Source organism: Streptomyces sp. NPDC025651 (assembly GCF_055558735.1).
Window position 1 is genome coordinate 297,380 of the sequence record NZ_JBVHLZ010000005.1, and the last position, 25,493, is coordinate 322,872.

Annotated in this window: 25 protein-coding genes; 9 read left to right on the forward strand and 16 right to left on the reverse strand. The window is 71.9% G+C overall.

The genetic code is table 11. The features are described from left to right. Positions 1–93: 93 nt before the first annotated feature. Positions 94–582, forward strand: a complete 489-nt coding sequence (locus ACZ4D5_RS20730; protein WP_467773829.1) for a MarR family winged helix-turn-helix transcriptional regulator — start codon at positions 94–96, stop codon at positions 580–582. A gap of 60 nt (positions 583–642) precedes the next feature. On the opposite strand, the gene ACZ4D5_RS20735 is transcribed toward ACZ4D5_RS20730, so the two are convergent. Beyond that, positions 643–2,007 carry a hypothetical protein gene (locus ACZ4D5_RS20735; RefSeq protein ID WP_467773830.1) on the reverse strand — a complete coding sequence of 455 codons (1,365 nt, stop codon included), beginning with the start codon at positions 2,005–2,007 and terminating at the stop codon, positions 643–645. Between the two features lie 246 nt (positions 2,008–2,253). Then, positions 2,254–3,099 (reverse strand): hypothetical protein, encoded by an 846-nt coding sequence (locus ACZ4D5_RS20740; protein WP_467773831.1) that lies wholly within the window; start codon positions 3,097–3,099, stop codon positions 2,254–2,256. 576 nt (positions 3,100–3,675) lie between these two features. On the opposite strand from ACZ4D5_RS20740, the gene ACZ4D5_RS20745 reads away from it, so the two are divergent. Genes ACZ4D5_RS20745 through ACZ4D5_RS20765 form a run of 5 tightly spaced genes read left to right on the forward strand, consistent with a single transcriptional unit; the run spans position 3,676 to position 9,356 of the window. Further along, positions 3,676–6,552 (forward strand): sensor histidine kinase, encoded by a 2,877-nt coding sequence (locus ACZ4D5_RS20745; RefSeq protein ID WP_467773832.1) that lies wholly within the window; start codon positions 3,676–3,678, stop codon positions 6,550–6,552. Between the two features lie 8 nt (positions 6,553–6,560). Next, positions 6,561–7,076, forward strand: a complete 516-nt coding sequence (locus ACZ4D5_RS20750; RefSeq protein WP_467773833.1) for a roadblock/LC7 domain-containing protein — start codon at positions 6,561–6,563, stop codon at positions 7,074–7,076. Next, positions 7,073–7,492: a DUF742 domain-containing protein gene (locus ACZ4D5_RS20755; RefSeq protein ID WP_467773834.1), complete on the forward strand. Its 420-nt coding sequence runs from the start codon at positions 7,073–7,075 to the stop codon at positions 7,490–7,492. Before ACZ4D5_RS20750 ends, ACZ4D5_RS20755 begins: the two co-directional genes overlap by 4 nt. After that, positions 7,473–8,090, forward strand: a complete 618-nt coding sequence (locus tag ACZ4D5_RS20760) for a GTP-binding protein (RefSeq protein WP_362328726.1) — start codon at positions 7,473–7,475, stop codon at positions 8,088–8,090. Before ACZ4D5_RS20755 ends, ACZ4D5_RS20760 begins: the two co-directional genes overlap by 20 nt. A 27-nt stretch (positions 8,091–8,117) precedes the next feature. Next, entirely contained in the window at positions 8,118–9,356 is a 1,239-nt protein-coding gene (locus ACZ4D5_RS20765) for a styrene monooxygenase/indole monooxygenase family protein (RefSeq protein WP_467773835.1), read from the forward strand. Here the strand turns inward: ACZ4D5_RS20765 and ACZ4D5_RS20770 are convergent. The 4 genes from ACZ4D5_RS20770 to ACZ4D5_RS20785 all read right to left on the reverse strand — a co-directional run bounded on the left by ACZ4D5_RS20770 (position 9,326) and on the right by ACZ4D5_RS20785 (position 12,765). Further along, positions 9,326–10,477, reverse strand: a complete 1,152-nt coding sequence (locus ACZ4D5_RS20770) for a C40 family peptidase (protein WP_467773836.1) — start codon at positions 10,475–10,477, stop codon at positions 9,326–9,328. The two genes, ACZ4D5_RS20765 and ACZ4D5_RS20770, sit on opposite strands and share 31 nt — an antisense overlap. Before the next feature lie 235 nt (positions 10,478–10,712). Then, the gene (locus ACZ4D5_RS20775) at positions 10,713–10,982 is read right to left on the reverse strand and encodes a hypothetical protein (protein WP_467773837.1); all 270 of its coding nucleotides are present in this window, start codon (positions 10,980–10,982) and stop codon (positions 10,713–10,715) included. A gap of 10 nt (positions 10,983–10,992) precedes the next feature. Then, positions 10,993–11,718, reverse strand: coding sequence for a TetR/AcrR family transcriptional regulator (locus ACZ4D5_RS20780; protein WP_467773838.1), 726 nt, complete (start codon positions 11,716–11,718; stop codon positions 10,993–10,995). A 108-nt stretch (positions 11,719–11,826) separates the two neighbouring features. After that, positions 11,827–12,765: an AurF N-oxygenase family protein gene (locus ACZ4D5_RS20785; RefSeq protein ID WP_467773839.1), complete on the reverse strand. Its 939-nt coding sequence runs from the start codon at positions 12,763–12,765 to the stop codon at positions 11,827–11,829. A gap of 125 nt (positions 12,766–12,890) precedes the next feature. On the opposite strand from ACZ4D5_RS20785, the gene ACZ4D5_RS20790 reads away from it, so the two are divergent. Next, entirely contained in the window at positions 12,891–13,997 is a 1,107-nt protein-coding gene (locus ACZ4D5_RS20790) for a ferritin-like domain-containing protein (protein WP_467773840.1), read from the forward strand. 6 nt (positions 13,998–14,003) lie between these two features. On the opposite strand, the gene ACZ4D5_RS20795 is transcribed toward ACZ4D5_RS20790, so the two are convergent. The 7 genes from ACZ4D5_RS20795 to ACZ4D5_RS20825 all read right to left on the reverse strand — a co-directional run bounded on the left by ACZ4D5_RS20795 (position 14,004) and on the right by ACZ4D5_RS20825 (position 20,873). Then, positions 14,004–15,479 carry a peptidoglycan D,D-transpeptidase FtsI family protein gene (locus tag ACZ4D5_RS20795; RefSeq protein WP_467773841.1) on the reverse strand — a complete coding sequence of 492 codons (1,476 nt, stop codon included), beginning with the start codon at positions 15,477–15,479 and terminating at the stop codon, positions 14,004–14,006. After that, the gene (locus ACZ4D5_RS20800; RefSeq protein WP_467773842.1) at positions 15,476–16,840 is read right to left on the reverse strand and encodes an FtsW/RodA/SpoVE family cell cycle protein; all 1,365 of its coding nucleotides are present in this window, start codon (positions 16,838–16,840) and stop codon (positions 15,476–15,478) included. Before ACZ4D5_RS20800 ends, ACZ4D5_RS20795 begins: the two co-directional genes overlap by 4 nt. A gap of 76 nt (positions 16,841–16,916) precedes the next feature. After that, the gene (locus ACZ4D5_RS20805) at positions 16,917–17,267 is read right to left on the reverse strand and encodes an SH3 domain-containing protein (protein ID WP_467773843.1); all 351 of its coding nucleotides are present in this window, start codon (positions 17,265–17,267) and stop codon (positions 16,917–16,919) included. 154 nt (positions 17,268–17,421) lie between these two features. After that, complete coding sequence (locus tag ACZ4D5_RS20810; protein ID WP_467773844.1) at positions 17,422–18,717, reverse strand: ATP-binding protein; 1,296 nt, start codon at positions 18,715–18,717, stop codon at positions 17,422–17,424. Next, positions 18,714–19,454, reverse strand: coding sequence for a hypothetical protein (locus ACZ4D5_RS20815; RefSeq protein WP_467773845.1), 741 nt, complete (start codon positions 19,452–19,454; stop codon positions 18,714–18,716). The genes ACZ4D5_RS20810 and ACZ4D5_RS20815 overlap by 4 nt, the downstream gene beginning before the upstream one ends. A 51-nt stretch (positions 19,455–19,505) precedes the next feature. Next, complete coding sequence (locus ACZ4D5_RS20820) at positions 19,506–20,171, reverse strand: class F sortase (protein WP_467773846.1); 666 nt, start codon at positions 20,169–20,171, stop codon at positions 19,506–19,508. A gap of 84 nt (positions 20,172–20,255) precedes the next feature. Beyond that, positions 20,256–20,873: a hypothetical protein gene (locus ACZ4D5_RS20825; RefSeq protein WP_467773847.1), complete on the reverse strand. Its 618-nt coding sequence runs from the start codon at positions 20,871–20,873 to the stop codon at positions 20,256–20,258. Between the two features lie 263 nt (positions 20,874–21,136). Between ACZ4D5_RS20825 and ACZ4D5_RS20830 the strand changes: the two genes are divergently transcribed. Further along, positions 21,137–21,946: a nuclease-related domain-containing protein gene (locus tag ACZ4D5_RS20830; RefSeq protein ID WP_467773848.1), complete on the forward strand. Its 810-nt coding sequence runs from the start codon at positions 21,137–21,139 to the stop codon at positions 21,944–21,946. A gap of 12 nt (positions 21,947–21,958) precedes the next feature. Here ACZ4D5_RS20830 and ACZ4D5_RS20835 read toward each other — a convergent pair whose 3' ends face one another. The 3 genes from ACZ4D5_RS20835 to ligD form a co-directional block, all read right to left on the reverse strand. After that, positions 21,959–22,387 carry a nuclear transport factor 2 family protein gene (locus tag ACZ4D5_RS20835; RefSeq protein ID WP_467773849.1) on the reverse strand — a complete coding sequence of 143 codons (429 nt, stop codon included), beginning with the start codon at positions 22,385–22,387 and terminating at the stop codon, positions 21,959–21,961. A gap of 136 nt (positions 22,388–22,523) precedes the next feature. Then, positions 22,524–23,411: an ATP-dependent DNA ligase gene (locus tag ACZ4D5_RS20840; protein ID WP_467773850.1), complete on the reverse strand. Its 888-nt coding sequence runs from the start codon at positions 23,409–23,411 to the stop codon at positions 22,524–22,526. Continuing rightward, a complete protein-coding gene (ligD, locus tag ACZ4D5_RS20845) occupies positions 23,408–24,304 on the reverse strand; it encodes a non-homologous end-joining DNA ligase (protein WP_467773851.1) in 897 nt (298 codons plus the stop codon). The genes ACZ4D5_RS20840 and ligD overlap by 4 nt, the downstream gene beginning before the upstream one ends. A gap of 75 nt (positions 24,305–24,379) precedes the next feature. Here ligD and ku point away from each other — a divergent pair, with 75 nt between their 5' ends. Next, the gene (ku, locus tag ACZ4D5_RS20850) at positions 24,380–25,477 is read left to right on the forward strand and encodes a non-homologous end joining protein Ku (RefSeq protein ID WP_467773852.1); all 1,098 of its coding nucleotides are present in this window, start codon (positions 24,380–24,382) and stop codon (positions 25,475–25,477) included. The last annotated feature ends 16 nt before the right edge of the window (positions 25,478–25,493 follow it).

The following is a 25,493-nucleotide window of genomic DNA, read 5'->3' on the forward strand; positions in this document are numbered from 1 at the left end:
CCCCACCTTGCGAAATACTGGTCAGGCCGCTGTCACGACGGCCGCGGCACGAGGGCCATCCGGCGATAACTTTCAGAATCGGGAAAGCGGGACATGGGTGCTGCAGAAGAGGGCGGGAAGCGCGCCGCGCAGGGCGACGTGGAGCAGGGGAAGGACCGTGAGTTCCTCGCCCTCGAAAGGGAGTTGTCGCTCCTGATGCGCCGCGCGCGGGCCTCGTCCGGCGAGATGGCGCGCCAGGTCCACCCCGACCTGGAGCCCGCCGCGTACGGCCTGCTCGTCCGCCTGGACGACTCGGGGCCCCAGCGGGCCACCGACCTCGCCGCGTTCATCGGCGTCGGCAAGGCGACGATGAGCCGCCAGCTGCGGGCCATGGAGCAACTCGGCCTGGTCGCCCGCGAACCCGACCCGGCCGACGGGCGCGCGTGGCTCATCACGCTCACGCCCGAGGGCAGCACCCGCTTCCGCACGGTGCGCGCCGCGCGGCGCGCCCAGTACGTGCGCCGCCTCGCGGCCTGGGACCGGACGGAGGTCGCCGAACTCGCCCGGCTGCTCGGGCGCCTGAACGACAGCGCGGACACCTGAGCCCCTCCCCAGGACCCGGGCGCCCGCGCGTCCCCCCCGTCTCGTACGCCCCCGCGCGCCCTACTTCGCGCCGAAGACGACCGCCAGCGGCTGCTTCTCCTTGTAGACCTCGGAGGGCTCGCTGACGTGGTCGGCGCCCAGATAGAGCCGCTCACCGGCGAAGAGCACGCGCCGGTCCGTCTCGAAGCGCGCCTCCATCTCGTAGCTCCTGCCCGGGTTCTGCATGACCTTCGTCTTCTTGTACGTGGCCGGGTCGATCCGCCAGACCGCGCCGCCGGCCTCGCCGACGATGTTCGCCTCCTGGTACGCGACGACCTTGCCGCCCTCGTCCATGCCGACCGGGATCAGCGGACCCTCGTCGGTGCCCCGGGTCGTGCCCTTCCTCTTTCCGGTCCTCAGGTCGAAGGCCACGACGTCGTTGTCGCCCTCGGAGCCCGCGCCGGCCTCCCGGGTGCCGAGGAAGAGCGTGCCGGACTTCTTGTCGACCGCGAGCTGTGTGCAGTCCGTGACGTTCGTGCTCGCGCACTCGGCGTCGTACTTGCCGTACTTGCCGCCCTTCGTGCCGATCGTGGCGAGCAGCTCGCCCCGCGCGCCGGAGTCGTCGATCGACAGGAAGTCGGTGATGCCGGAGCCACCGGGGGAGTCGCCGTCGTCCACGGCGACGAGCAGCGGGTCGACGGAGACGACGTGCGCGTACTCGACGCCCTGCTCGAACGCGTACGAGGACTTCGCCGTGCGCGTGGCGGGGTCGACGGTCTGCACCGTGAGCTCCGGGTGGTCGGTGTCGCCGCAGTCGCGCACGGCGACCAGCTTCTCGCCCTCGCCCGCGAAGCCCTTCGCGGGGCACTTCTCGTCCTCGGTGGTGGCGGGCGACCACAGGGGCCTGCCGCCCGTCGTCCAGCCCGCGCTCGCGCTGGTGCCGGCCGCCGCGACCGTGCCGCCGCCGATGGTCACCTCGTCGAACATCTGACGGTTGCCGTACCCGTCGAGGCCCTGCTTCCGCCACAGCAGCTTGCCCTTGTTCAGATCGACGAGGCCGACCTCGGTGCAGACCGCGGGGTCGTCCTTGTCGTTCTGGAAGAGGACGGCGACCAAGCCGTCCTTCGTGGCCTGCGGGGACGACCAGCAGACCTCGCCGCCGAGCGGTATCTGCCACTCTGCTTTTCCGCCGGCGAGGGGATAGCCGGATATCTTCTTCAACTCGGCCTTCACGAAGTTCTTTTCCGTGGTCCACATCCCCATCGCGCCCGCCATCTCGCTCACCTTCGGCGTGGGCACCTGGCCGAGTAATGCCGCGTCGACGGCCGAGGACTGTGAACCGGCTTCTCCACCACCGCCGTTGTCGTCCTCATCGCCGGCACCGCAGCCGCTGATGACCAGCGCGGCCGCGAGCGCGGCGCCGATGATGGCCGCTCTGCGCGACATCCCGTTCTCCTCTTGTGCGTGGATGCACGGCCGGGCATGGCCGTGCGTTCTCCTCGCATTCGATCCTTCCCTTTCCGGGAACGGAATTTCAACTCCGAATTCCTTATCTCTGCTTCAGTTGAAATGTTCCGGAGATTATTGAGGGAGGGTGTGTGAATGGGTTCGCGTTGTTCCTTGTCCTGGAATGGTGGCGGCGAAACGCGCCGTGACGGCGGTGCGCTCACGGCTCCGCGCGCACAGCTCCGCTCACAGCTCCGCGTACACGACCGCCGCGTCGTCGTGCCGCTTGCCGCGCGGGAAGGCCAGGCGGTCCGGGTCCGCGCGCTCCAACTCCCGTACCCGGTCCACCAGATGCTGCGGCCCCTGCTTGCGCAGCAGCGCCAGGCAGTCGGCCCAGTCGCCCTCGCGGAAGGTCTCGACCCACCGGCCCGCGCCGTCGGTGAGCGCCGCGACCGCCGTGACGTCCGCGCGCGAGCTCTCGCCGGTGACCGCGCGGTCCGCCGCCGAGGGGTCGGCGGCCGCCGTGAAGAAGCCGTCCTCCGCGTTGCGCAGGGCCTCGACCGCGGCTGCGTACGCCCGTCCCGCCACGTCCCGTTCGGCCGAGCCGCGGGGCAGGGCGCGCACCTGGTCGCGCAGGGCCCGCACGGCGGGCGGCAGTTCGGCCAGGCGCCGGTCGAGGACGGCGGTCACCTCGCGGCCGGGGCCCGCCATGAGGAGTGCGGAATCGGACAGGACCAGATGCTCGACGCGCTCGGCGTCCCACCGCACGAGCACCACCGTCGCCTGAGGCGTACGGGGGTGAGAAAGGTCACAGGTTGAACGATGGGCGTCGGCGGTACGCGAGATGGCGGCCGCCAGGACCTCAGGGAGCGTCATATCCCGTCGTGAAACGGACAGTTCTCCCAGTGCGCCGCCGAGCCGCGCGGTGAACCAAGGGACGGAATGCAGACAGCCGACCGCCCCCTCGGGCGGGGTCACGCCGTCCAGGAGGACGAGCGATCCGCCCTGTCCGGACGCGGGAAGCGCGACCGACGCGTAGTCCTCGTTGGGGCGTGCGGGGTCTCCGGGTTCGGTGGCGAGTTCGATACGCATCCGGCCAGTCTGCACGAGCCCTTCACAAGATCGGCCAGAAGCCGCAAAGGGGCGGAGGGTTGGCGCGTACCTGTCGTCCGGGCGCCGGAATTGGACCGGAATGATCACCTCCGGCGGGGTGTGGCGGCGCATCCTGCCAAAGCCGGTGGGCGACGTCCAACCGGCGCACCGCATATGCCACGCCCCTTTCGCGCCGGGACTTGCCCGCCAACTCCCCGCCGATGTTCACTCCTTCGGGTGGCCGGGCAGGCGATGCGCGACCGCCACTCACCGGCACTGGAAGGGTCAGGAGCCGTACCGGGGGAGCGCTCGCGTTGACAGATCGTCACCCGGGCCCAAGGGCAGACGAAAACAAGAATGCGAGCACCGGTGCAGAACATGCCGCCTCGGCGCAAAGGCAAGCGGTCGGCTCCGCAGGGGACCGCACCGGGCGGACCCACCCCGAGCGGCGCCTTCCCCGGAGGGCCGGGCGAGGGCGGGGCGGACGGAGCCGCGGAGGCCGGCGGAATGGCTGGATCCGCCACACGAAGCGCTTCCGGCGTGCCGAGCGTTTCCGGCATGCCGAGTGCTTCCGGTATGCCGACTGCTTCCGGCGTGCCGGGTTCTCCCGCCGGGGCGGGTTCTCCGGCCGTGCCGAGTGCCTCCGCCGTCCCGAGTGCCTCCGCCGGGGCGGGTTCTCCCGCCGTGCCGAGTGCCTCCGCCAGGGCGAGTTCCTCCGGCGGCGCGGAGACCGCGGACCCGGCGCGCCCCCTCGCCGGTGAAGGCGCGGCCGCCGCCGAACCCGCCGCCACGCAGCCCGCGGTGCCCCCGCCCGGCGGCGCTTCGCCGTCCGCCGCCGTCGTCAACAAGAAGCCCACCAAGCGGGTGCGCAGCCGCCTGATCCTCGCGGTCGCGGTCGTGGCCGCCGCCGTCGCCGGAGCGGGCGCGCCCGCCGTCATCGCCGCTTCGGACGAGCTGAGCGACGCCCAGAGCCTGGTGACCCTCGCCGGACAGACCCAGCAGGCGGTCTCGCTCGGCCACTCCCTCGCCGACGAGCGCGACGAGGTCACGTCCTTCATCGCCTCCGGCCGCCCCCAGGGCAAGGGGCTCTCCGAGAGCCGCAGCGCCCGCGTGGACCGGCAGATCGACGAACTCCGCGGCGCCGACGCGCCCAGCGGACTGCGCGACGACCTCGCCGACATCGCCGCCGTCCGCAGAGCGGCGCTCACCGGCAAGAGCACCGCTCTCGAAGCTCATGAGGCGTACTCGAAGGTCATCGCCGAACTCCACGGCCTCACCCGCGACCTGGCCGGAAAGCTGCCGCCCGAGGCCAACAAGGGCGCCCTCGCCCTCGCCGACCTCGACCACGCCGTCGAGCAGGCCGCCGCCACCCGCGGCCTCCTCCTCGCCGCCCTCGCCGTCCAGGGCTCGGCGTCCACCTCCACGCGCACCGCCGTCGACCCGGTCACCGGCCTGCCGACCACCGTCACCGACGCGTCCCCGGCCGACGCCAAGCGCCGCGACGAACTCAGCGCCGCCGCCCAGCAGGCCCACATCCGCGAACTCGCCGCCCTCGCCGACTTCCGGGACGCGGCGAGCGACCCCGCCCGCGCCACGTACGAGTCGACCGTCACCGGCTCCGAGGTCACCACCGCGGACAAGTACCTCGCCCGGCTCACCGACGACCCCACGTTCTCCGCCGCCGAGCTGCGCTACGACCGCAAGAAGGTCGACTCCGCGCTCTCCGCCCGCATCGAGACCATGCGCGGCGCCGAGTCCGCGCTCGGCGTCGAGCGCACCAAGCGGCTCGCCCAGCTGCGCGACGACGACGTCACGGCCCTGGAGATCCGCATCGCCCTCGTCGGCGTCTGCCTGCTCGTCGCGGTCGGCGTCGCCATGGGCGCGGCCCGCTCCCTGACCCGCCCGCTCGCCGTCCTGCGCCTCGGCTCGGCACGCCTGGCCACCGAGCCCGCGCCCCAGGACCCCATCCGCTTCACGGGCCGCGACGACGAGTTCGCCCAGGTCGTCCGCTCCGTCAACGCCCTGCACGGCCACGCGGTGGCCCTCGCCGATCGCCTCGGCACCCTGGAGTCGGACCGCAAGCACCTCATCGGGCAGCGGCAGTCCATGGCCGACGAGCGCGCCGCGCTGCGCGAGGAGCTCGCCGAGGCCTCCGCGCACCTGGAGCGGGTACGCCAGTCCATCCACGGCACCTTCGTCAACCTGGCCCTGCGCACCCTCGGTCTGGTGGAGCGCCAGCTCGCGGTCATCGAGAACCTGGAGGACCGGGAGCAGGACCCCGACCGGCTCGCCACGCTCTTCAAGCTCGACCACCTCGCCACGGTCATGCGCCGCCACAGCGAGAACCTCCTGGTCCTCGCCGGGGCCGAGCACGGCCACCAGCACCCCGGCGCGGTCCCGCTCGTCGACGTCGTGCGGGCCGCCGTCTCCGAGATCGAGCGGTACGAGCGCGTCCGCATCGCCACCCTGCCGCCGCACGCGCACGTGGCGGGTTTCGCCGCGGACGACATCAGCCACCTCACCGCCGAGCTCCTGGAGAACGCCACCTCCTTCTCGCCGCCGGACGCCTCCGTCGAGGTCTCCGGATGGCTCCTGGAGAACGGCGAGGTGATGCTCTCCGTCCAGGACGAGGGCATCGGCGTCACGCAGGACCGGATGCGGGAGCTCAACTCCCGTCTCGCGGACTTCGATCCCGACGACGCGTACGACCAGGAGAGCGGGGACGGGCTCGGGCTCGGCCTCTATGTCGTCGCGCGGCTCGCGGCCCGGCACGGGGCGCGGGTGCGGCTGCGGGAGCAGAAGCAGGGCGGGGTCGCGGCGGTCGTGGTGCTGCCGACCGCGATCCTCGCGCAGGCGCCCGCGCCGGCCGCGGTCGTCACGCCGCCGCGGGGCGCGGAGCCGGTGGTCCATCTGCCCGGCTCCGAGGCCGAGGCCAACTCGAACGTTCTCCCGGCGCGTCTGACCAGCGGGCCCGGAGAGGACCCGGATCCTCTGATCGCCGCGGCCGAGCGGACCATGGAACTTGCGGCGCCGACGCAGGAACCGCAGTCCCCGGAGCCGAGGCCGGAGCCGGAGCCGGAGCGGGACCCCGAACCCGAGCCCGAGCACGGTTCCGCCGAGGAGCCCGAGGCCGCCCCCCAGTCCGACCCCGCGCCCCCCAAGTGGGAGCGCGTCACGGACAAGGGGCTGCCCAAGCGGACGCCGAAGATCACCGCGCCCGCGGCCACCGCGCCGAAGCCGCGCACCGGTTCCGTGGACGCCGAGGCGCTCCGGCGCCGCCTCGGCGGCTTCCACCAGGGCGCACAGAGCGGCCGACGGGACGTGGAGGCCGAGCTGGCCTCCGAGGCCGACCCGCAGGGTCCGACAGACCCGGCGGAACCCACGCAAGGTAACGAAAAGAACGCAAAAGTCGCAGACGTAATGGGGGACTCAGTCGAGGAGGCAAGCAGTTGACTGCGCCCATGCGCACGCCCAGTTCTTCCGCCGCACCCGCCCAAGACGCCGCACCCCTCACGTACGGCCTGAGCAGCGAAGCCCGCAACCTGCACTGGCTGTTGACGAACCTCGTGGAGGAGGTGCCCGGCCTCCTCTCCGTCGCGGTGGTCTCCTCCGACGGACTCCTCCTGCTCTCCTCCGACCCCGGCAGGAACGCCGAGCGCCCCGCGGCGAACCCCACGGGCCCCAAGGGCTCCAGCGCCGACCTGGCCACCATCGTGTCCGGGCTCGGCTCCCTGACCATCGGCGCCGCCAAGCTGATGGACGGCGGAGGCGTCAAGCAGACCGTGGTCGCGATGGAGGAGGGCAGCCTCTTCGTCATGTCGATCAGCGACGGCTCGCTCCTCGGCGTGCACGCCACCCCGGACTGCGACATGACCGTCGTCGCGTACCACATGGCGCTCTTCGTGGGCCGCGCGGGACACGTCCTCACCCCCGAACTCCGCAGCGAGCTGCGCAAGTCGATGGAGAGCGCCCGATGAGCAGCAGCACCCGTACGACGCCGAAGCTGCCGCAGCGGGGCGGGGACCGAAAACCGGCCCGCGTGCGCCCCTACTCGCTGACCGGCGGCCGGACCAGGTTCGGTCACGTCCTGCTCGTCGAGACGTTCGTGGCGAGCAACGCCGCGCTGGAGGCGCCCGAGGAGCGGCGCGAACTGCCCAAGGGCTCCCTCGCGAAGGTCATGCCCGAGATGCGGGCGATCGTCGAGATCTGTCGCCGCATGCGTACGGTCGCCGAGATCGCCGCGCTCCTCAAGATGCCGCTCGGCGTGGTCCGCGTACTCCTCAGCGACCTCGCCGACCAGGGAAAGATCCGCGTGTACGGAACGGGCCACGGCCCGGGACAGCCCGACCGCGCACTGCTGGAAAGGGTGCTGAGTGGACTCCGCCGTCTCTGAACTCCTCGAGGACGAGGGTCAGTTGCAGGCCTGGCAGACGGACAGGTCGCGCGCCCCGATCGCCACGAAGATCGTGGTGGCGGGCGGCTTCGGCGTCGGCAAGACGACGCTGGTGACCGCCGTCTCCGAGATCACGCCCCTCCAGACGGAGGCGCTGATGACGCAGGCGAGCGCCGACACCGACGACCTGAGCGGGACCCCGGACAAGACGACCACGACGGTCGCCATGGACTTCGGCCGCATCACGCTCGACGACGACCTGGTGCTCTACCTCTTCGGTACGCCGGGCCAGCAGCGCTTCTGGTTCATGTGGGACGACCTCGTGCGCGGCGCGATCGGCGCCGTCGTGCTCGCCGACACCCGTCGGCTCTCCGACTGCTTCCCCGCGCTCGACTACTTCGAGAGCTGCGGCCTGCCGTACATCGTGGCCGTCAACCACTTCGACGGCAGCGAGGAGTTCGAGGTCGCCGACGTGCGCGAGGCCCTGACGGTGCCGCCGCACATACCCGTCCTGATCATGGACGCGCGGCAGCGGATCTCGGCGATCGAGTCGCTGCTCGCCCTGGTCGGCCACGCGCTGGACGTCACCCCCGAGTAAGAGTTCCGAGGAAGAAGAAGGACCCCCATGCGGAAGATACTTGTCGTCGGAGCCGGTCAGTCCGGGCTCCAGATCGCCCTCGGACTCCAGGCGCAGGGGTACGAGGTCACCCTGATGTCCAACCGCACCGCGGACGAGATCCGGTCGGGACGGGTCATGTCGACGCAGTGCATGTTCCACACGGCGCTGCAGAACGAGCGCGACATCCAGGCCAACTTCTGGGAGTCGCAGGCCCCGAGGATCGAGGGCGTCGGCGTCTCGGTCGCGGGCCCCGACGGTTCTCGCGTCATCGACTGGGTCGGCAGGCTCGACGGGTACGCCCAGTCCGTCGACCAGCGCGTGAAGATGGCCGGCTGGATGGAGACCTTCGCGCAGCGCGGCGGCCAGCTGGTCATCCACGGCGCCGCGGTCGGCGACCTCGACTACTTCTCCCGCACCTACGACCTGGTGCTCGTCTCGGCGGGCAAGGGCGAGCTGGTCTCGATGTTCGAGCGCGACGCGTCCCGCTCGCCGTACGCCGAGCCGCAGCGCGCGCTCTCCGTCGCGTACGTGCACGGTCTCGGCCCGCGCCCCGAGCACCCCGAATTCGACGCGGTGCGCTGCAACCTGGTGCCCGGCGTGGGCGAGCTCTTCGTCATGCCGACGCTCACCACCTCGGGCCGCGCGGACATCCTCTTCTGGGAGGGCGTCCCCGGCGGCCCCCTCGACGTCTTCCAGGGCATCAAGGACCCGAGCGAGCACCTGGCGCTGACCCTCGAACTCCTGGAGAAGTTCCTCCCCTGGGAGTACGCGCGCGCCACGAAGGTCGAACTGACCGACGCGGGCGGCACGTTGGCCGGGCGCTACGCCCCCACCGTGCGCAAGCCCGTCGGCCGGCTGCCCGGCGGCGGCCTGGTCCTCGGCGTCGCCGACGTGGTCGTCGCGAACGACCCGATCACCGGACAGGGCTCCAACTCCGCCTCCAAGTGCGCCGCTTCGTACATCTCCTCGATCGTCGAGCACGGCGACAAGCCGTTCGACGAGGCGTGGATGCAGTCGGCCTTCGACCGCTACTGGGACACCGCGCAGTGGGTCACCAAGTGGACGAACGCGATGCTGGGCGCCCCGCCGGAGCACGTCCTGAACATCCTCGGCGCGGCGGGGCAGCTGCAGCCGGTGGCGGACCGTTTCGCCAACGGCTTCAACGACCCCGCCGACTTCGAGAACTACTTCTACGACCCGCAGAAGGCCGCCGCCTACCTGGAGTCGGTCGCGCCCGGCGCCTGATCGCCGCTGAACCCGAGGTCGCTGCCGTCGGTGGCGCCCTCGGGCAGCTTCGGCGGCACGTACCCCGGCACGGCCCGGCCCCCGGGGTCGGGCCGCACCGCGCCGAGCACCGGGTTCGCCGCGATGGGGGAGACCTTGACGCGGGACCCGGGCCGCGGCGCCTGGACGACCATGCCGTCGCCCAGGTACATCGCCACGTGCGTGGCCTTGGGGAAGTAGACGACGAGGTCGCCGGGGCGCAGCTCGGAGAGCGGGATGCGGGGCAGCCCGGCCCACTGCTCCTGGCTGGTGCGGGGGATCTCGCGCCCCGCGCGCGCCCAGGCCTCGGAGGTGAGACCCGAGCAGTCGTACGCGTCCGGGCCCTCGGCACCCCACACGTACGGACGCCCGATCTGCCGCACCGCGAAGTCGAGCGCCGTGCCGCCCTGCCGTGACGGCGCCCGCGAGGCCGGGCCGCCGCTGAGCGCGCCGGACGCCATGAACTGCCGCTGGGCCTCGGCCGTGCCCGCCTCCTCCGCCTGCCGCAGCGCGGCCAGCTGGTCCGCGCTCAGCGACGAGAGCAGCTCCTCGACCTCCTTGAGCTGCCCGTCCACCTCGTCCCGCTGCTTCTTCTGCCGCGCGGCGAGGGCGACTTGGGCATCCAGCGCCTTCTTCGCCGCCCCGGCGAGATCGTCGGCCTTCTTCTCGCCGCCGACGAGCCGCCGCACGGTGGCGGCGCGCCCCGCGGCCACCCGCCGGATCACATGGCCCTGGTCGGCGGCGTGCTGCGGGTCGCGCGCGAGCAGCAGGCGTACGTAGGGGGAGAGCCCGGAGGCGCCCTGGTACTGCTGCCGGGCGAACCGGCCCGCCTCGCCGCGGCTGTCCCGTACCGAGGCGCGGGCCTTCGCCAGTCTCCTGCCGAGCTCCGCCGCCTTCGCGCGCTGCTTCTTCAGTTTCTCCTCGGTCGCGTTGTAGGTCTCCGTGGCCTCCTCCGCCGACTGGTAGAGGCGTTGGAGGTCGGTGAGGAGTTCGGAGACGGGGCGCTCACCGGGGCCGGGGACGGCTCCCGCCGGGGGAGCGGTGCCGAGCAGTGAACCGAGTGCGGCCCCCGTGCACACCCACCGCAGCAGCCTTCCTGACACCTCGTCATCACCTCCGGTGCGGGGCGGACCCTCCGCCGCGCACCGCGAGCATCCGGCCGGTGCGCGGGGTTCGCCTCCGGGCGGTGGGCGGTTGGCGCAATGAGGTCACTCGTCCTGGGGCGTCGCGGCGAGGGGTGTTGCGTCTGCCTTGTTGGGGTGTGTGGTGCGGTGCGGGTGATGTGTGGCTGATCGCGCCCACGCGGCGGAGCCGCAGATTCACACAGCCCCGCGCCCCTTATGGGGCGGACTTCGACCACGGCCACTTCAAGCCGCCGCCGTTGTCCCCCTCCGCGTCGAACTCGTACCGCCACTTCGCGCTCAGCGCGACCCGCCTGCCGGTCTCCGCGGCCACCCGGCGGTAGACCAGGACGGTCGGCGGGCCGCCCGCGTCGTCGGGCACGGGCACGCGGTACACCTTCGGCGGGTGCCCGGTCGGCCCGAGCAGGACCGGGAGGACCCGGCCGTCCAGGGGGCCGCCGACAAAGGGGGTGTCTTCGCTCTTCACGCCCCCAGTGTCACAGCAGGTGCGCGGCGTCGCTCACCACGGGCAGCACCCGCCGCGCCAGGTCGCCCACGGGCCCGTCCGGCGCCTCCAGCGCCAGCGCGCTCCGTACGACCCGCGCCGTCTGCGGATCGCGGCCCGCCGTCGCCGTGAGCACGGCCATGAACTGCTCCACGAGCATGTCCCGCAGCTCGTCCAGCGGCGGCTGCTTGTCCTCGTCGAGCCAGATCAGCGAGGCCGCCTCGACGGCCGTGATCCACATCCGCACGGTCATCCGCAGCCGGGGCCCCGGCACGGCGGCGTCCAGATGGCTGAGGATGTGCTCGGCGGCGGCCCGCCGCACCTCGTCCACGATGGCGGTCGTCCGCGAGGTCTCCACCACGCTGCCGCCCTGGAGCAGCGCGCTGAACCCGGTGTCGTGCTCGTCGACGAAGGCCAGGTACCGGTCGAGCGCCCGCGAGAGCCGCCGGGTCAGCGGCCCCTCGGGAGGCTCGGCGAAGCACTGCTCCAGCTCGTCGGCGGCGGAGCGCAGGGCGGCCTCGTACAGCTGCTGCTTCCCGCCGGGGAAGTAGCGGTACACGAGGGGCCGCGAGACCCCGGCGGCCTCCGCCACGTCGTCGAGGTTCACTTCCTCGGGCGCGCGGTGCGCGAAGAGGGTCAGCGCGGAGTCGAGCAACTGCCGTCGCCGCGCCTCGACGCTGAGGCGGCGGTAGGCGCGGGTGGTGGCAGGCGAGGTCATGCCTCGCAGCGTAACGCGGGGTGTGCCCCGTCAGGGGCGCGAGGCTGTGACATATGCGGCTCCGCCGCGTGGGCGCGATCAACCACACACAACCCGCGGCCGAAGAACTCAGGCCAACAACCCCGAAGACCGCCAAAGCCGTCGCCCGACCCCCCGCATCACACCGATGTCGTCCAGGAAGTCCGTCAACCGCTTCGCCCCCGTCTGCATGACCTCCCTGCGGTGCCCGCTCGCCTTCACCTGCGCGACCGCCTCCCGACGGTCGAGCCCGACGTTCGTGTAGACCTCGGGGTTCACGAAGGCGATGGAGAAGACGCGGGCCGCCTCACCGCAGCTGAGGCGGGTCAACTGGCGTTCCCAGGCAGGCGCGGTGACCATCTGGCGCCGCAACTCCTCGCGGGCGTACCGGACATGGCGTGCCTCCTCGACGACATGGATGCGGGTCACGCCCCGCACCAGCGTCTGGACGCGCTCGTCCGGGAACGTCAGCCGCTGCATCCAGTCGAGGATCTCCTCGCCGAGCAGCGTGCAGGCGAAGGAGCCGGGGGTCGTGGAGACCGTCTTCAGGACGCGCGCGAGGTTGTGGTTGAGGCGCGTGACGGGGTACGTGGGGGCCCCGCCCTTCTGGATCATCCGCCCGAACATCATCGAGTGCCGGCACTCGTCGGCGATCTCGGTGAGTGCGTACCGCACATGGGCGCTGGTCACGGACTTGTCGTAGATGTGGCGCACGAGGAGCTGCATCAGGATGATCTCGAACCAGATGCCGAGCGAGGCGAGGGAGGCCGCTTCGTGCCGGGCGAGGTCGAGCCTGTGCTCCTGCGACATCCGCTTCCACATCGGGGTGTCGTAGAGGGAGACGAGCTCCGGCGGCCAGAACCACTTGCCCTCCTCGACCGGGGCGTCCCAGTCGAGCTCCTTGTCGGGGTCGAAGGAGTGCTTGGCGGAGGACTCCAGAAGCCGCAGGGCGACCTGCTCCCGGTCCTTGAGCAGTCCGAGCGCGTCCCGCAGGCCTTCGGTCGAGAGGTCTTCCGTCACGGTCGTCATGACTGTCCCTGCCTTGTCGCGGGTTACCGGCGGTCACTTCTTATGAGACTGCCTGTCAGCAAGGCCGTCAATCCCTTGCGCACGACTTGTTGACCGCCTGTCCAGTAACGTGTGAGCCTGCCGTCATGTCGACGTATGAGCTTTACACCAGGCCCCCTGGTGAGCCCAACTGGCAAGTTCCGTCGGCCGGTTCGGCCCGCCTCGGCTGGGAGTACGACGAAGGGCGCGACCGTCTCCTCGCCCTGTACCAGAAGGGCAAGGACAAGCAGTGGGACGGCGCCAAGCGCATCGACTGGGACCTGGAGGTCGACCCGCTCGACCCCCTCGGCACCCCCGACGAGTCGCTGTCGCTCCACGGCACGCCCCACTGGGCGAAGATGACCGAGAAGGACAAGGGCGAGCTGCGCAAGCACTACGCCTCCTGGCAGTTCAGCCAGTTCCTGCACGGCGAGCAGGGCGCGATGGTGTGCGCGGCGCGCATCGTCGAGTCCGCCCCCGACCTGGACGCGAAGTTCTACTCCGCGACCCAGACGATGGACGAGGCGCGGCACGCGGAGATCTACGGCCGCTTTCTGCACGAGAAGATCGGGATGCTCTACCCGATCAACGACAACCTCCAGTCCCTGCTGGGCGACACGCTGCGCGACTCCCGCTGGGACATGCCCTACCTCGGCATGCAGGTCCTGATCGAGGGCCTCGCGCTCGCGGCCTTCGGCATGATCCGCGACACCACGGACAAGCCGCTGCCCCAACAGATCCTGGCGTACGTCATGCAGGACGAGGCCCGGCACGTGGCCTTCGGTCGGATGGCCCTGCGCGACCACTACAAGCAGCTCACGGACGCGGAGCTGCGCGAGCGCGAGGAATTCGTCATCGAGGGCTGCTACTTGATGCGCGACCGGCTGCGCGGCGTCGAGGTCCTGGAGAACTTCGGCATCCCCAAGGCGCAGGCGGAGGAGTACAGCGAGCAGTCCGAGTTCCTCGCGCTCTTCAGGCGGTTGCTGTTCTCCCGCATCGTCCCGTGCGTCAAGGACATCGGCCTGTGGGGCAAGCGCCTGCAGCAGGCCTACGTCGACATGGGCGTCTTCGCGATGGGCGACGCCAGTCTCGACCAGCTCATGGCGCAGGACGAGGAGATCGCCGAGAAGCTGGACGCCGAGCGCTTCGCGGCCGAGGAGCGCGAGCGCGTCGCGGAGGTGCGGGACGCCATCGCGTCCGGCGGGGCGGGCTGAGCGGGGTCAGGGCCGCGTGGTCCGACCGGCGCTGATGGCCGCCTCCATCACGGACTTCGCGATCGGTGCCGCGCTGCCGCCGCCGCTGATGTCGCCCCGGTCGGCCGAGGCGTCCTCGACCACCACCGCGACCGCCACCGAGGGCTCCGGGTCGCCGTCGGCCTGCGCCCAGGAGATGAACCAGGCGTACGGCGTACCGGAGTTGTCGATGCCGTGCTGGGCGGTGCCCGTCTTGCCGCCCACCGTCACGCCGGGGATCGCCGCGTTCGTCCCCGTGCCCTCCTCGACGACGTCCGTCATCATCTCGCGCAGCTGCACCGCCGTGCCCGGATTCATCGCCTGGTGCAGGGACTTGGATCCGGTGGTGTCGACCACGTCGCCGTCGTCCGTGGTCGTCCTGTCCACCAGGTAGGGCGACTTGACCGAGCCGCCGTTCGCGACGGCCGCCGAGACCATCGCCATCTGCAGCGGGGTCGTCCGGGTGTCGTACTGCCCGATGGAGGAGAGCGCGAGCTGCGCGTCGTCCATGGACGTGTCGAAGTTGCTGGCGGAGACGGACGAGGGGATCCTCAGGCCGTCGTCGTTGAAGCCGAAGTTCTTCGCCGTGCCCGCCATCGAGCCGAGCCCCGTGTCGACGCCGAGCTTGGCGAAGACCGTGTTGCAGGACCACTCGAAGGCGTAGCGCAGGGTCGCGTCGGTGCAGCCGTCCACCTCGTTGGTCAGCTGCGTGGTGGTGCCGGGGAGCGTGTACGGATTGGGGGATCTGGTCGCCGCGTCGATGTCCGTCACCACGCCTTTGTCGAGCGCCGCGGCGGCCGTGACCACCTTGAACGTCGACCCGGGCGGATACGTCTGGCGGATCGCGCGGTTCAGCATCGGCTTGTCGGCGCTGTCGTTGAGCTCCGCCCAGGCGTCCGCGACGGACCGGCCGGTGCCGGAGAGCCGCTCGGGGTCGTACGAGGGCGTGCTGACCAGCGCGAGGATCTTGCCCGTCGACGGCTCGACGGCGGCGACCGCGCCCTTCTTGCCGCCGAGTCCCGTGTACGCGGCCTGCTGCACCGCCGCCTTGATGGTGGTCTCGACCTTGCCGCCGGGGTTCTGGGCGCGTGTGATGTCGTTCCACAAGGGGAGCGGGGCGAGCATCGGGTCGGTGCCGGAGAGGATGTCGTCCTCGGCGTTCTCCAGGAAGGTCGTGCCGTACACCTGCGAGGCGAAGCCGGTCACCGGCGCGTACAACGGCCCGTTCGTGTACGTCCGTTCGTAGCGGAGCTGCTCGCCGGTGTCCTTGGACCCGGTGACCGCGCGGCCGTCGACCATGATGTCGCCGCGCGGCTGGCCGAAGCGGACGATGGCGTTGCGCCGGTTGGCGGGGTTGTCGTCGAGGGACTCGGACTCGACGACCTGGACGCGGGTGGCGTTGACGAGCAGGGCGATGAGCAGCAGCGCGCAGAACGCGGCGGCGTGCCGGATGTACCTGGTCACGTGGCCTCCTCACCGACGGGCTGGCTGCGCGCCGAGTCGCTGACCCGGATCAGCAGCGCCACGATGATCCAGTTGGTGACGACGGACGAGCCGCCCTGCGCGAGGAACGGCATCGCCATGCCGGTGAGCGGGATGAGACCCATGACGCCACCGGCGATCACGAAGACCTGCAGGGCGACGATCGAGGCGAGCCCGACCGCGAGCAGCCGCCCGAAGGGGTCGCGCAGGGCGAGCCCCGCGCGGTAGCCGCGCTCCACGAGCAGGGCGTAGAGCAGGAAGATCGCGCAGAGCCCGGTGAGGCCCAGCTCCTCGCCCGCCGTCGCCAGGATGAAGTCGGACTTCGCGGCGAAGCCGATGAGGACGGAGTGCCCGAGCCCGAGCCCGGTGCCGAGCATCCCGCCGGCCGCGAACGCGAAGAGGGACTGGGCGAGTTGGTTGGGTCCCTGCCCCGCGTCGATGGACGCGAACGGATGCAGCCAGTCCTCGACCCGGCTGTGCACGTGCGGTTCGAGGGAGCCGACCGCGAACGCGCCGAGCCCGGCGAGCAGCAGGCCGACCGCGATCCATCCGATGCGGCCCGTGGCGACGTACAGCAGGATCACGAAGAGCCCGAAGAAGAGCAGCGAGGTGCCGAGATCGCGCTCCAGGACGAGCACCCCCACGCTCAGCAGCCAGATGGCGACGATGGGCCCGAGCACGCGCCCGGTGGGCAGCTGCAGCCGCCTGAACCTCCACAGGGTGCGGCCGGTGAAGGCGAGGGCGTTGCGGTTGGCCGCGAGATAGCTGGCGAAGAAGACCGCGAGCAGGATCTTGGCGAACTCGCCGGGCTGGATGGAGAATCCGCCGATCCTGATCCAGATGCGGGCGCCGTTCACCGCGGGGAAGAAGATCGGCACGATCATCAGGATCAGCGCGGTGACGACGGAGAGGTAGGCGTAGCGCTGGAGCACGCGGTGGTCGCGCAGGAAGAGGACGACGGCGATGAACAGGGCCACGCCGATGGTCGACCAGATCAGCTGGGTGGGCGCGGCCTCGTCGTGCGGGGTCTCCAGGTCGAGCCGGTAGATGAGCACGAGCCCGAGGCCGTTGAGGAGTACCGCGATGGGCAGCAGCAGCGGATCGGCGTACGGGGCGCGGAAGCGGACGACGAGGTGCGCGACGAGGGCGAGCACACCGAGCCCGGCGCCGTAACCGGCGGCGCCGGGCGGGACGGTGCCGTTCCTGGCGAGGCCGACGTCGCAGTAGCCGTACACGGAGAGGAGGACGGCGACGACGAGCAGGGCGAGCTCGGTGCCACGGCGCTTGGGGACGCGGACGGCGGGGACCGCGGGAGGTGCGGAGCCCGTGCTTGTTCCGGTCATGCCGGGAACGTAGCAAGCAACCGGCCCTAAAGTCCGCTTATGTCGACTATGTCGGCCATGCGGGGCGATGAGGTCGTCAGCACCAGCGCGGCGCCTGCCCGATGTTGGCGATGTAGTGCGCGGCGCCCCAGGCCCAGGTGCCGTCGGTGAGCAGGTACCAGAGGTTGTTGCGGCCCACGTGGTCGCCGGTCGTCTTGCAGAAGATGGTGACGACCTTGCCGTGGGGCTCGCTGCGGATCACCTTGCTGCCGCGGGTGGGGGCGTCGCGGAGCAGGAGTCCGGTCTTGGCGGTGACGCGGCCCTTGTAGACGGGCGGGTGGTTGTTGGCGTCGTCCAGGGCGAGGGCGGGACCGGCGGCGGCGAGAGCGGTGAGGGCGCCGCCGGCGGCGACTATGCCGAGCCGGGTGGTGGCGGTCCGCAGGGACATGGGGCCTCCTCGGGGAAGGGGTGCGGCGGTAGGAAAGCCGCGATTCACCCTAAAAGGGGCACGGTGCGCACGCAAAGGCACACGTTCCGTTCTCAGCGGTCCGGACTGGAGTCTGCGGGTCAGTCGTGGCTGGTCGCGCGGCTCCCCGCGCCCCTTACGGGGCTTCACCCTCTGGCGGTTCCTCGTACGGCAGCCGCAACGTGGCCACCGCCCCACCGTCCTCCGCGTTGGCAAAGCTGAGCCGCGCCCCGAGAACCGCCGCCTGCCCGAGCGCGATCGTCAGCCCAAGGCCATGCCCCTTGGTCGTCCCCTCGGTACGGAACCGCTGAGGACCGTGCTCCACCAGATACTCCGGATACCCGTCACCGTGATCCCGCACGGTGACCACGGGCCCGTCGACGGTCACGAGCACCGGCGCCCGCCCGTGCTTCTGGGCATTGGCCACGAGATTCCCGAGCACCCGCTCCAGTCGCCGCCGGTCGGTCTCCACGCAGACGTCACGCACGACGACCAGCTCCGTGCCCTCCCCGGAAGAACGTACGACCCGCTCCGCCAGTGGAGCGAGGTGATGGGCGTCCAGGTCCACCCGCTCGCTCTTCGCGTCGAGCCGGGAGATCTCCAGGAGGTCCTCGGTGAGCGTGCGCAGCGCGGCGACGCGGTCCCGCACCAGCTCGGTCGGCCGCCCCGGCGGCAGCAGCTCGGCCGCCGCGTGCAGACCGGTCAGCGGGGTGCGCAGCTCGTGCGCCACGTCCGCGGTGAACCGCTGCTCGCTCAGGAGCTTGCCCTGCAGCGAGGACGCCATCGTGTCCAGGGCGCCCGCGACCGCCGCGACCTCGTCCTGGTGCCGGACCGGTCCCTCGGCCTGCGGCCCGGAGTGCGGGTCGTTGACGCGCGCGTCCAGGTCGCCCGCGCTGATCCGCCGCGCGACCTGCGCCGTCTGGTGGAGGCGCCGGGTCACGCGCGTCACCGCGAACGCGCCGACGAGCAGCGTCGCGCCGATCGCGAGCACCGACGAGCCGAGGATCGCGCGGTCGAGCCCGTCGATGGTGCGGGCGCCCTGGGCGTAGTCGACCTGGACGGCGATGGCCCGGCCCCCGTCGGCGGGCCCGGCGGCCCACATCGTCGGCCGGGACTCGTGCGCGGCGACCATCGTGGCGCGCTGCCCGCTCACCGCGAGGTCGCGCAGGCTGTCGGGCAGGCCCGGCGGGTCGACGCCCGCGCCGGGGCCGAGCCGGTCGCCCGCCTCGTACCGCTCGGTGACCTCCTCGAGGTGGGAGAGGGCGCGCTCGCGGGCCTGGCCCACGGTCTGGTTGGTCACCGAGACGTGCACGAGCGCGCCGAGCAGCGCGGCGAGCGCGCAGCACATGACGGTGATGAAGACGGCGGCCTTCCAGGTGAGCGTCGCCGTCCAGGCGGGAAGCCGCGGCCTGCGCGGCTGCCGGTGGCTCATCGGGCACCGCCCGTCGCGCTCTCCGAGGGCCTCGCGGGGGAGGGCCGCGGCGACTTGGGGCGGGGCGCGTTCTTGGAGCGGACGATCTCGTCGCTGGTGGGCAGCATCGCCTTCTGGTGCGCGTCCCAGGACCACACCGTGTGGTACTCGTACCCCGGCAGGCTGGAGACGGCGCGGATGATCAGGTCACGGCCTGCGAGCTCGACGCCGAGGACGGCGTCGCTCATCTCCATGATCTGCGTCAGCTGCCGCCCCTCCTCGGCGTAGACGCGGATGTCGAGGTTGTCGTCCGGGGTGGAGACGCCGACGATCAGGTCGTCCTTGCCGTCGCCGGTCAGATCGCGGTAGTACGCCTCGAGGACCGGGCACTTCTCCTTCGTGCCGGAGTCCTCGGCGGCGCAGTTCTCCAGCCGTGCCAGGGTCTCCTGGTAGGCGGAGTCGGAGGGTTCGTACGTCCCCGGGTTCTCGTCGAAGTCCGCGCGGACCACGTCGACCGGGTTCACCTTGTGCAGATCACCGCCGGGCACCCGCACGCCCGTGACCTTCACGCTCTCTATGGCGCCGTAGTCCTCGGCGGGCGCGGACGGCGGCGGCAGGTCGGGCCAGAGGCGGGTCGGCCCCTCGGCGGTCGGTGTCGCACCGGCGCTCCGCAGCCCGCCGGGATCGCCGCAGCCGCCCGCCAGGAGCGCGGCGGTCACGGTGAAGGCGGCGGCGAGCGCGAGCCGGCTGCGGTTCACTGCACTCCTGCCTGCCGCGGGGTGCGGCCTGTCGTGTCACCAGGCCTGTTGTCACGACACCAGGTCGGCGTAGAGAATGATGTTGTCCGAGCGGTGACCGCCCACGATCGGCCCGCCGCAGGTCAGCAGGCGCAGTTCGGGTCGGTCGGTCGCCCCGTACACCTTATTGGTGGGGAAGTCCTTCTTGTCGACCTGCTGGATCTCCCGGACCCTGAACGTCGCCGTGCTGCCGTCCGCGCGCGGGACCTCGACGGCGTCGCCGACCTTGACCTTCGCGACGTTCCTCATCAGCGCGGGACCGTTCGCGGTGTCGTAGTGCGCGACGATCACGGCGGGGCCCTTCTCGCCGGGTGTGACCCCGCCGGTCCACCAGCCGGGCTCGTCCGCCTTGTCGACCGGCGGCACCTGGAGCTCGTGGTCCGCGCCCACGCTCAGGTCGAGCATCGACGTGGCGTTCACGTCCGCCGAGGGGATCCGCAGGCCGGTCGGCTTGGACGCCTTGAGCGGGGCGACGGCCTGCTTGGCCTGCGTGGTGGCGGCGTTGTGCACCTTCACGTCGGGCGCGGGGTCGCCGCTCCTGCCGCCCTGGCCGCAGGCGATCAGGCCGATGCCGAGAGTCGCGACCAGGGCCGCGGAGGCCGCGAGGCGCGTGGTGTGGCGACGCTGCCCGGCGGGGGTCTCGGCGGGGGCGGGCTCGAAGTCGGTGGGGGTGCGCACAGGGACTCCTGAGGGGAGAGGGGGGCCGAACATCAGCCCCTCCGGCGTTTGAGGAGCGGGGTCTGGGGCGGAGCCCCAGGAACATCAGGCGTCCGTGCGGCCGCGGCGCAGCATCGCGAAGCCGAGACCCGCGGCACCGGCCGCAGCCATGCCGCCGCCGGCCACCAGGAACGCCGGGTCGCCCGCGGTGCGCACGCCCTCGGCGCCCGCCTTGACGCCGCCCTTGGGGGTGACGGTCTTGTCGCCGGTGCGGTGCTGCTGCTTCTGGTCGTTCTTCGGCTGCGGGGTGACCTTCTGGTCCTTGCCGTCCTTGCCCTTCAGGTACGTGATGCCGATGTGCCCGTTGGAGGGGTACAGCTCGTAGCGCACGCCGCCCGAGGTGACCGTCGAGTGGGTGGAGGAGAGGGTGGCGATCTGCTTGCCGTTCACGGTGATCGTCGCGACGTACGAGCCGCCGCGGTTCTGGATCTTCGCCTTCGCGCCGTTGCCGAGGGTGACCTCGTAGACCTCCGCCCCGGGCTTCTGCGTCGGCTTCTCCGTGGGCTTCTGGCCCGTGGCCGGGCTCTGGCTCTGCGACGCCGTGGGCTCGGGCGCGGGCGAGTCCGACGCGAAGGCGCCCGCGGCCGGGACGAGCAGCGCCCCGCCGACGAGGGCGGAGACGGCGGCGGTACGGAGGACGGTGTGGCGGCTGTTGGTGCTCACGGGAGGTTCCTTACGGTCGGGCGGCTGGTCGCTCCGGTGCGATCGGGGGGACAGCTACGAAGTTAGATGTCCGCTATTGCGGCGATTCGGCGGCTATGTAACAGCGCGCCATAGCTGTGCAGGCAGTGCCGTTACGGGATCGGAGGGACTTCACTCCTGGACCGGTGGAACCGGCGCAAAGACGCCCCAACTTCCTTCCGCCGCGACCGGGTTCTTGCCCCGGGAGCGCGAGGGCTGTTCCCATGGTCGGGGGGTGATGCGGCATGAGTGGACTGCGCGTCGTACCGACCTGGCGGCACGGGCAGGAGCGGTTGTACGTGTGCCTCACGGACGGCAGGAACGTGGCGTGGTACGACCGCGACGCGTCCCGCGTCAATCTGCTCAGCGAGGAGCGCGAGGCGGACGTCCTCGACGCCCTCGCGCCCTTCCTCACCGGCCAGGTCACGGTGGGCCCGCCGCCGGTCCCCACCCCCGTCGAACTGGCCCGCATGGCGCTCCACCCGGACGACGACCTCGCCCCGAACCGCCCCGGCGAGGCCCTCAGGATCGCCCTCGAACGCGACCCCGTCCCCGCCCGCAGGCTGCGCGCCGACCCCCGGCACCGGGCGCTCGCCGCCGAGGAGACGGTCGGTGACGCCCTGGACGGGCTCGAGGGCGCGGGCTGGCGCGTGCTGCACTCCCTGCCGCTGCCCGGCGGCGCCCGCATCCACCATCTGCTGATCGGCCCCGGTGGCCTGTTCTGCGTGGGCACCCTCGCCGTCCGCAAGCAGCGGGTGCGCATCGCCGACCCGATGGTCACGGTCGGCCGCGGCGAGCCCGTGCCCCTGCTGCGCACGATCCGCTCGGACGCGGGCCGTGCCTCCTTCGCGCTCACGGCGGAGGTCCGCCCCGTCCTCGCGCTGGCCGGGACGGGGGTCGCGGACCTGGACGTGGCGGCGCCCCCGCGCGACGTGAGAGTGCTGCGCGAGGGCGACCTGCCGGCTCTGGCCCGCCTCGGCGGGGTACTGAAACCGGCCGATGTGGAGGCCCTGCACGCACTGGCCAGGGACCGCCACACCTGGCGGCGGGTCTGAGCGGGGGTCCGGCTACAGGTTGTCGCCCCAGCCGCCTTGGATCATGGTCTGGAAGGCCCAGGACCCGCCGCGCCTGATCAGGATGTCGGCGTAGCGCAGCTGCTGCGTCTCGCCGTTCGCCGTCATCACCGAGTCGGTGAAGACGACGGCCATCGCGGGGGAGAGGAAGACGGGCGTGCGTGTGGACTCGAAGGTGATGTCCGCGCTCCCGTCGCCCATCACGTGCGTCATCGTCGCCACGAACTGCTCGCGGTCCCACTGCGCCGCCCGCCCGTCGCCCGTGGAGTCGTCGCTGACCAGGTTGAGCGGGAAGACGGCCAGGTCGGCCATGCGCTCGACGTCGCGCTTCGCGCTGTGCGCGTCGTACTCGGCGAACCAGGCGTCCAGGCTCGCGCGGTCCTCGGCGGTCGGGACGTATCCGGTCTCGGGAAGGAAGGTCAACGCGCTCTCCTCGTCGTTCGGGGGCTTCGGTGATTCATCAAGTTTGACTACTGACAGGGAAGGTATGCCGAAAAACTCGGCTAGTCAAACTTGATTAATGGTGATGCCGGTCACAGCGCGTACGGCCGGCGGGTTCCTACCGGAAACGCACCACGACCGCCGTCGCGTGCCGCGTCGTGTTCTGCCGCACCTCGACGAGGACCACCGGCTCCGCGGGCAGCGCCGCGTAGGTGACCTCGCCGATGCCGATCGCCGTCGCGACGCCCTCGCCCGCAGGCGGCGGCAGCGCCCCCGCCGCGGCCGACCGCATCGCGGGGGACAGCGGTGACGACACCACCGGGGTGCCGTCCCCGGGCAGCACGAGGACCAGGGCCTGGGGCCGCGCCGGGTTCCCCGTGCAGCCGACCACCACCGCGTCCCGGGTGTCGCTGTGCCGCAGCTTCAGCCACGCGCGCGTGCCGCCCCGGTACGCCCCGTCGAGCCGCTTGATCACCAGGCCCTCGACGCCGGTCGCCGGCAGCGTCTCGTACCAGGTCAGGGCGGTGTCGCGGTCGGTCGTCGACGGGACCGCCTGGAGGGGAGGCCCGAGCGGTCCGAGGAGTCGTACGAGGCGGGCCCGCCGCTCCTCGTAGGGCAAGCCGCGGATGTCGTCGCCGGCCTCGGCGAGCAGGTCGAAGGCGGCGTACGAAGCGGGCAGGGTCCGCGCGAGGGCGGCGGCCCGCGCGCGGGTGGCCGCGGCCCGCCGCTGCACGGCCGCGAAGTCGACGCGCCCGCCCGTCCACACCACGACCTCGCCGTCCAGGGTCGTGCCCGCGGGCAGCAGGGCCGCCGCGTCGGCGAGGTCGGGGAACGCGGTCGTGACCAGGCGCCCGGACCGCGCCTGCAGCGTCACCCGGCCGTCCGCCGCCCGGTGGACGACCAGCCGGTGCCCGTCGAACTTGGGCTCGTAGGCCCAGCCGTCCCCCTCCGGCAGCGCGCTCACGGCCTCGGCGAGGGCGACCCGCACCGGCCGGGGCGGGCTCACCGCGCGGCTCCGGAGGGCAGCGGCCGTGCCAGGCCGGCGTCGAAGAGGGGGGAGAGCAGATCGCCGTGGCGCCGCAGCCGGGGCGCGATGTCGCCGGCGGTGAACACCAGCTGCCCGGGGTCGGCGCAGCCCTCGACCTCCTCCCACGTCACCGGGGTGGAGACGGTCGGCTCGGGGCGGGCCCGCAGCGTGTAGGGCGTCGCGGTGGTCTTCGCGGCCGCGTTCTGGCTGAAGTCGACGAAGACCTTGCCGGGGCGCAGGCTGCGCGTCATGCGGTGTACGACGAGGGCGGGCAGCTCCCGCTCGGCCTCGACGGCCAGCTCCCTGGCGTACGCGGTGACCCGTTCGGAGGGCGTCGGCTCCAGCGGGACGAGCAGGTGCAGCCCCTTGCTCCCCGATGTCTTGGCGTACACGTGGAGCCCGTCGGCCGCCATCCGTTCCCGCAGGTGGAGCGCCGCCCGGCAGCACTCCACGACGGTGGCCGGGGGGCCGGGGTCCAGGTCGAGCACCAGCCGGTCGGCCTGCCTCGGGGCGTCCGCCCGCCACTGCGGCGTATGGAACTCGGTGACCAGATTGGCCGCCCACATCAGGCTGGGCAGGTCCTGTACGAGGACCTGGCGCGCGATCTTGTCGGAGCGCGGCACCTCGGCGGTCCGCACCCAGTCGGGGGTTCCCGGCGGCACGTTCTTGGTGAAGAACCGCTGGCCGTCGGGGCCGTCGGGGTAGCGCAGGAAGGAGACGGGCCGGTCGCGGAGGTGTGGGAGCAGCGCGTCGGCCGTGCTCGCGTAGTAGTGCAGCAGCTCGCCCTTGGTGAAGCCGCTCGCGGGATACAGGACCTTCTCCAGATTGCTGAGCGCGAGCCGCCGCCCCTCCACCTCTGTGATCGGCGTCATACGATGAGAGTCCCATAAAACGGTACAAACCGACCGCCCCCATTCCCGCCCCCATCCCAGCGAGAGGTGCCGGACGTGCGATCCATATGGAACGGTGCGATCTCCTTCGGCCTGGTCAGCATCCCGATCAAGCTCGTGAACGCCACCGAGAACCACTCGATCTCCTTCCGCCAGATCCACACGGAGGACGGCGGCCGCATCCGCTACCGCAAGGTGTGCGAGCTGGAGGACCGCGAGGTGACGTCGGCGGAGATCGGCAAGGGGTACGAGGACGCGGACGGCTCGATCATCCCGATCACGGACGAGGACCTGGCCGCGCTGCCGATCCCGACCGCGAGGACGATCGAGATCGTCTCCTTCGTGCCCGCGGACCGCATCGACCCGCTGCAGATGGACACCGCGTACTACCTCTCGGCGAACGGCGTCCCCGCCGCCAAGCCCTACACCCTGCTGCGCGAGGCGCTCAAGCGGAGCAAGAAGGTGGCCATCGCCAAGTTCGCGCTCCGGGGCAAGGAGCGGCTCGGCATGCTGCGGGTGGTCGACGACGTGATCGCCATGCACGGGCTGCTGTGGCCGGACGAGATCCGCGAGCCCGAGGGTGTGGCCCCGGACTCCCACGTCACCGTGCGCGACGCCGAACTCGACCTGGCGGACGCCCTGATGGACACCCTCGGTGAGGTCGACATCTCCACGCTCCACGACGACTACCGCGAGGCGGTCGAGGAGCTCGTCGCCGCCAAGGCCGAGGGCACGGCCCCCGAGGAGAAGTCCCCTGCGGCCGAGTCGGGCGGCGGCAAGGTCATCGACCTGATGGCCGCCCTGGAGAACAGCGTCCGCGCGGCCCGCACGGCGCGCGGCGAGAACGCGGAGGGCGATGCGGGCGGCGCGGGCGGCGACGTGGCCGAAGTGACCCCCCTCAAGGGCCGTGGCGGGCGCACCAGGAAGACGTCGGCGCCCGCGGCGCCCAAGCAGGTGGGTGGCAAGAAGTCGACGTCGGCCTCGGCCTCGGCGAAGAAGGAGAGCGCCTCCGCCAAGAAGTCGACCGCGAAGTCGACCGCGAAGCCGACCGCCAAGTCGACCGCCAAGAAGGCGGCGACGCGGAAGAAGACCGCCACCACGAAGAAGACCGCAGCCGCGAAGAAGACCACGGCCAAGCGGCGCGCTTCGGCGTAGACGCGGGAAAACCGCT

Coding starts and splice junctions, on each gene's coding strand:
- ACZ4D5_RS20730 (WP_467773829.1), top strand. CDS start 94: ATGGGTGCTGCAGAAGAGGGCGGGAAGCGCGCCGCGCAGGGCGACGTG.
- ACZ4D5_RS20735 (WP_467773830.1), bottom strand. CDS start 2,007: ATGTCGCGCAGAGCGGCCATCATCGGCGCCGCGCTCGCGGCCGCGCTG.
- ACZ4D5_RS20740 (WP_467773831.1), bottom strand. CDS start 3,099: ATGCGTATCGAACTCGCCACCGAACCCGGAGACCCCGCACGCCCCAAC.
- ACZ4D5_RS20745 (WP_467773832.1), top strand. CDS start 3,676: ATGCCGACTGCTTCCGGCGTGCCGGGTTCTCCCGCCGGGGCGGGTTCT.
- ACZ4D5_RS20750 (WP_467773833.1), top strand. CDS start 6,561: ATGCGCACGCCCAGTTCTTCCGCCGCACCCGCCCAAGACGCCGCACCC.
- ACZ4D5_RS20755 (WP_467773834.1), top strand. CDS start 7,073: ATGAGCAGCAGCACCCGTACGACGCCGAAGCTGCCGCAGCGGGGCGGG.
- ACZ4D5_RS20765 (WP_467773835.1), top strand. CDS start 8,118: ATGCGGAAGATACTTGTCGTCGGAGCCGGTCAGTCCGGGCTCCAGATC.
- ACZ4D5_RS20780 (WP_467773838.1), bottom strand. CDS start 11,718: ATGACCTCGCCTGCCACCACCCGCGCCTACCGCCGCCTCAGCGTCGAG.
- ACZ4D5_RS20785 (WP_467773839.1), bottom strand. CDS start 12,765: ATGACGACCGTGACGGAAGACCTCTCGACCGAAGGCCTGCGGGACGCG.
- ACZ4D5_RS20790 (WP_467773840.1), top strand. CDS start 12,891: ATGTCGACGTATGAGCTTTACACCAGGCCCCCTGGTGAGCCCAACTGG.
- ACZ4D5_RS20800 (WP_467773842.1), bottom strand. CDS start 16,840: ATGACCGGAACAAGCACGGGCTCCGCACCTCCCGCGGTCCCCGCCGTC.
- ACZ4D5_RS20805 (WP_467773843.1), bottom strand. CDS start 17,267: ATGTCCCTGCGGACCGCCACCACCCGGCTCGGCATAGTCGCCGCCGGC.
- ACZ4D5_RS20810 (WP_467773844.1), bottom strand. CDS start 18,717: ATGAGCCACCGGCAGCCGCGCAGGCCGCGGCTTCCCGCCTGGACGGCG.
- ACZ4D5_RS20830 (WP_467773848.1), top strand. CDS start 21,137: ATGAGTGGACTGCGCGTCGTACCGACCTGGCGGCACGGGCAGGAGCGG.
- ligD (WP_467773851.1), bottom strand. CDS start 24,304: ATGACGCCGATCACAGAGGTGGAGGGGCGGCGGCTCGCGCTCAGCAAT.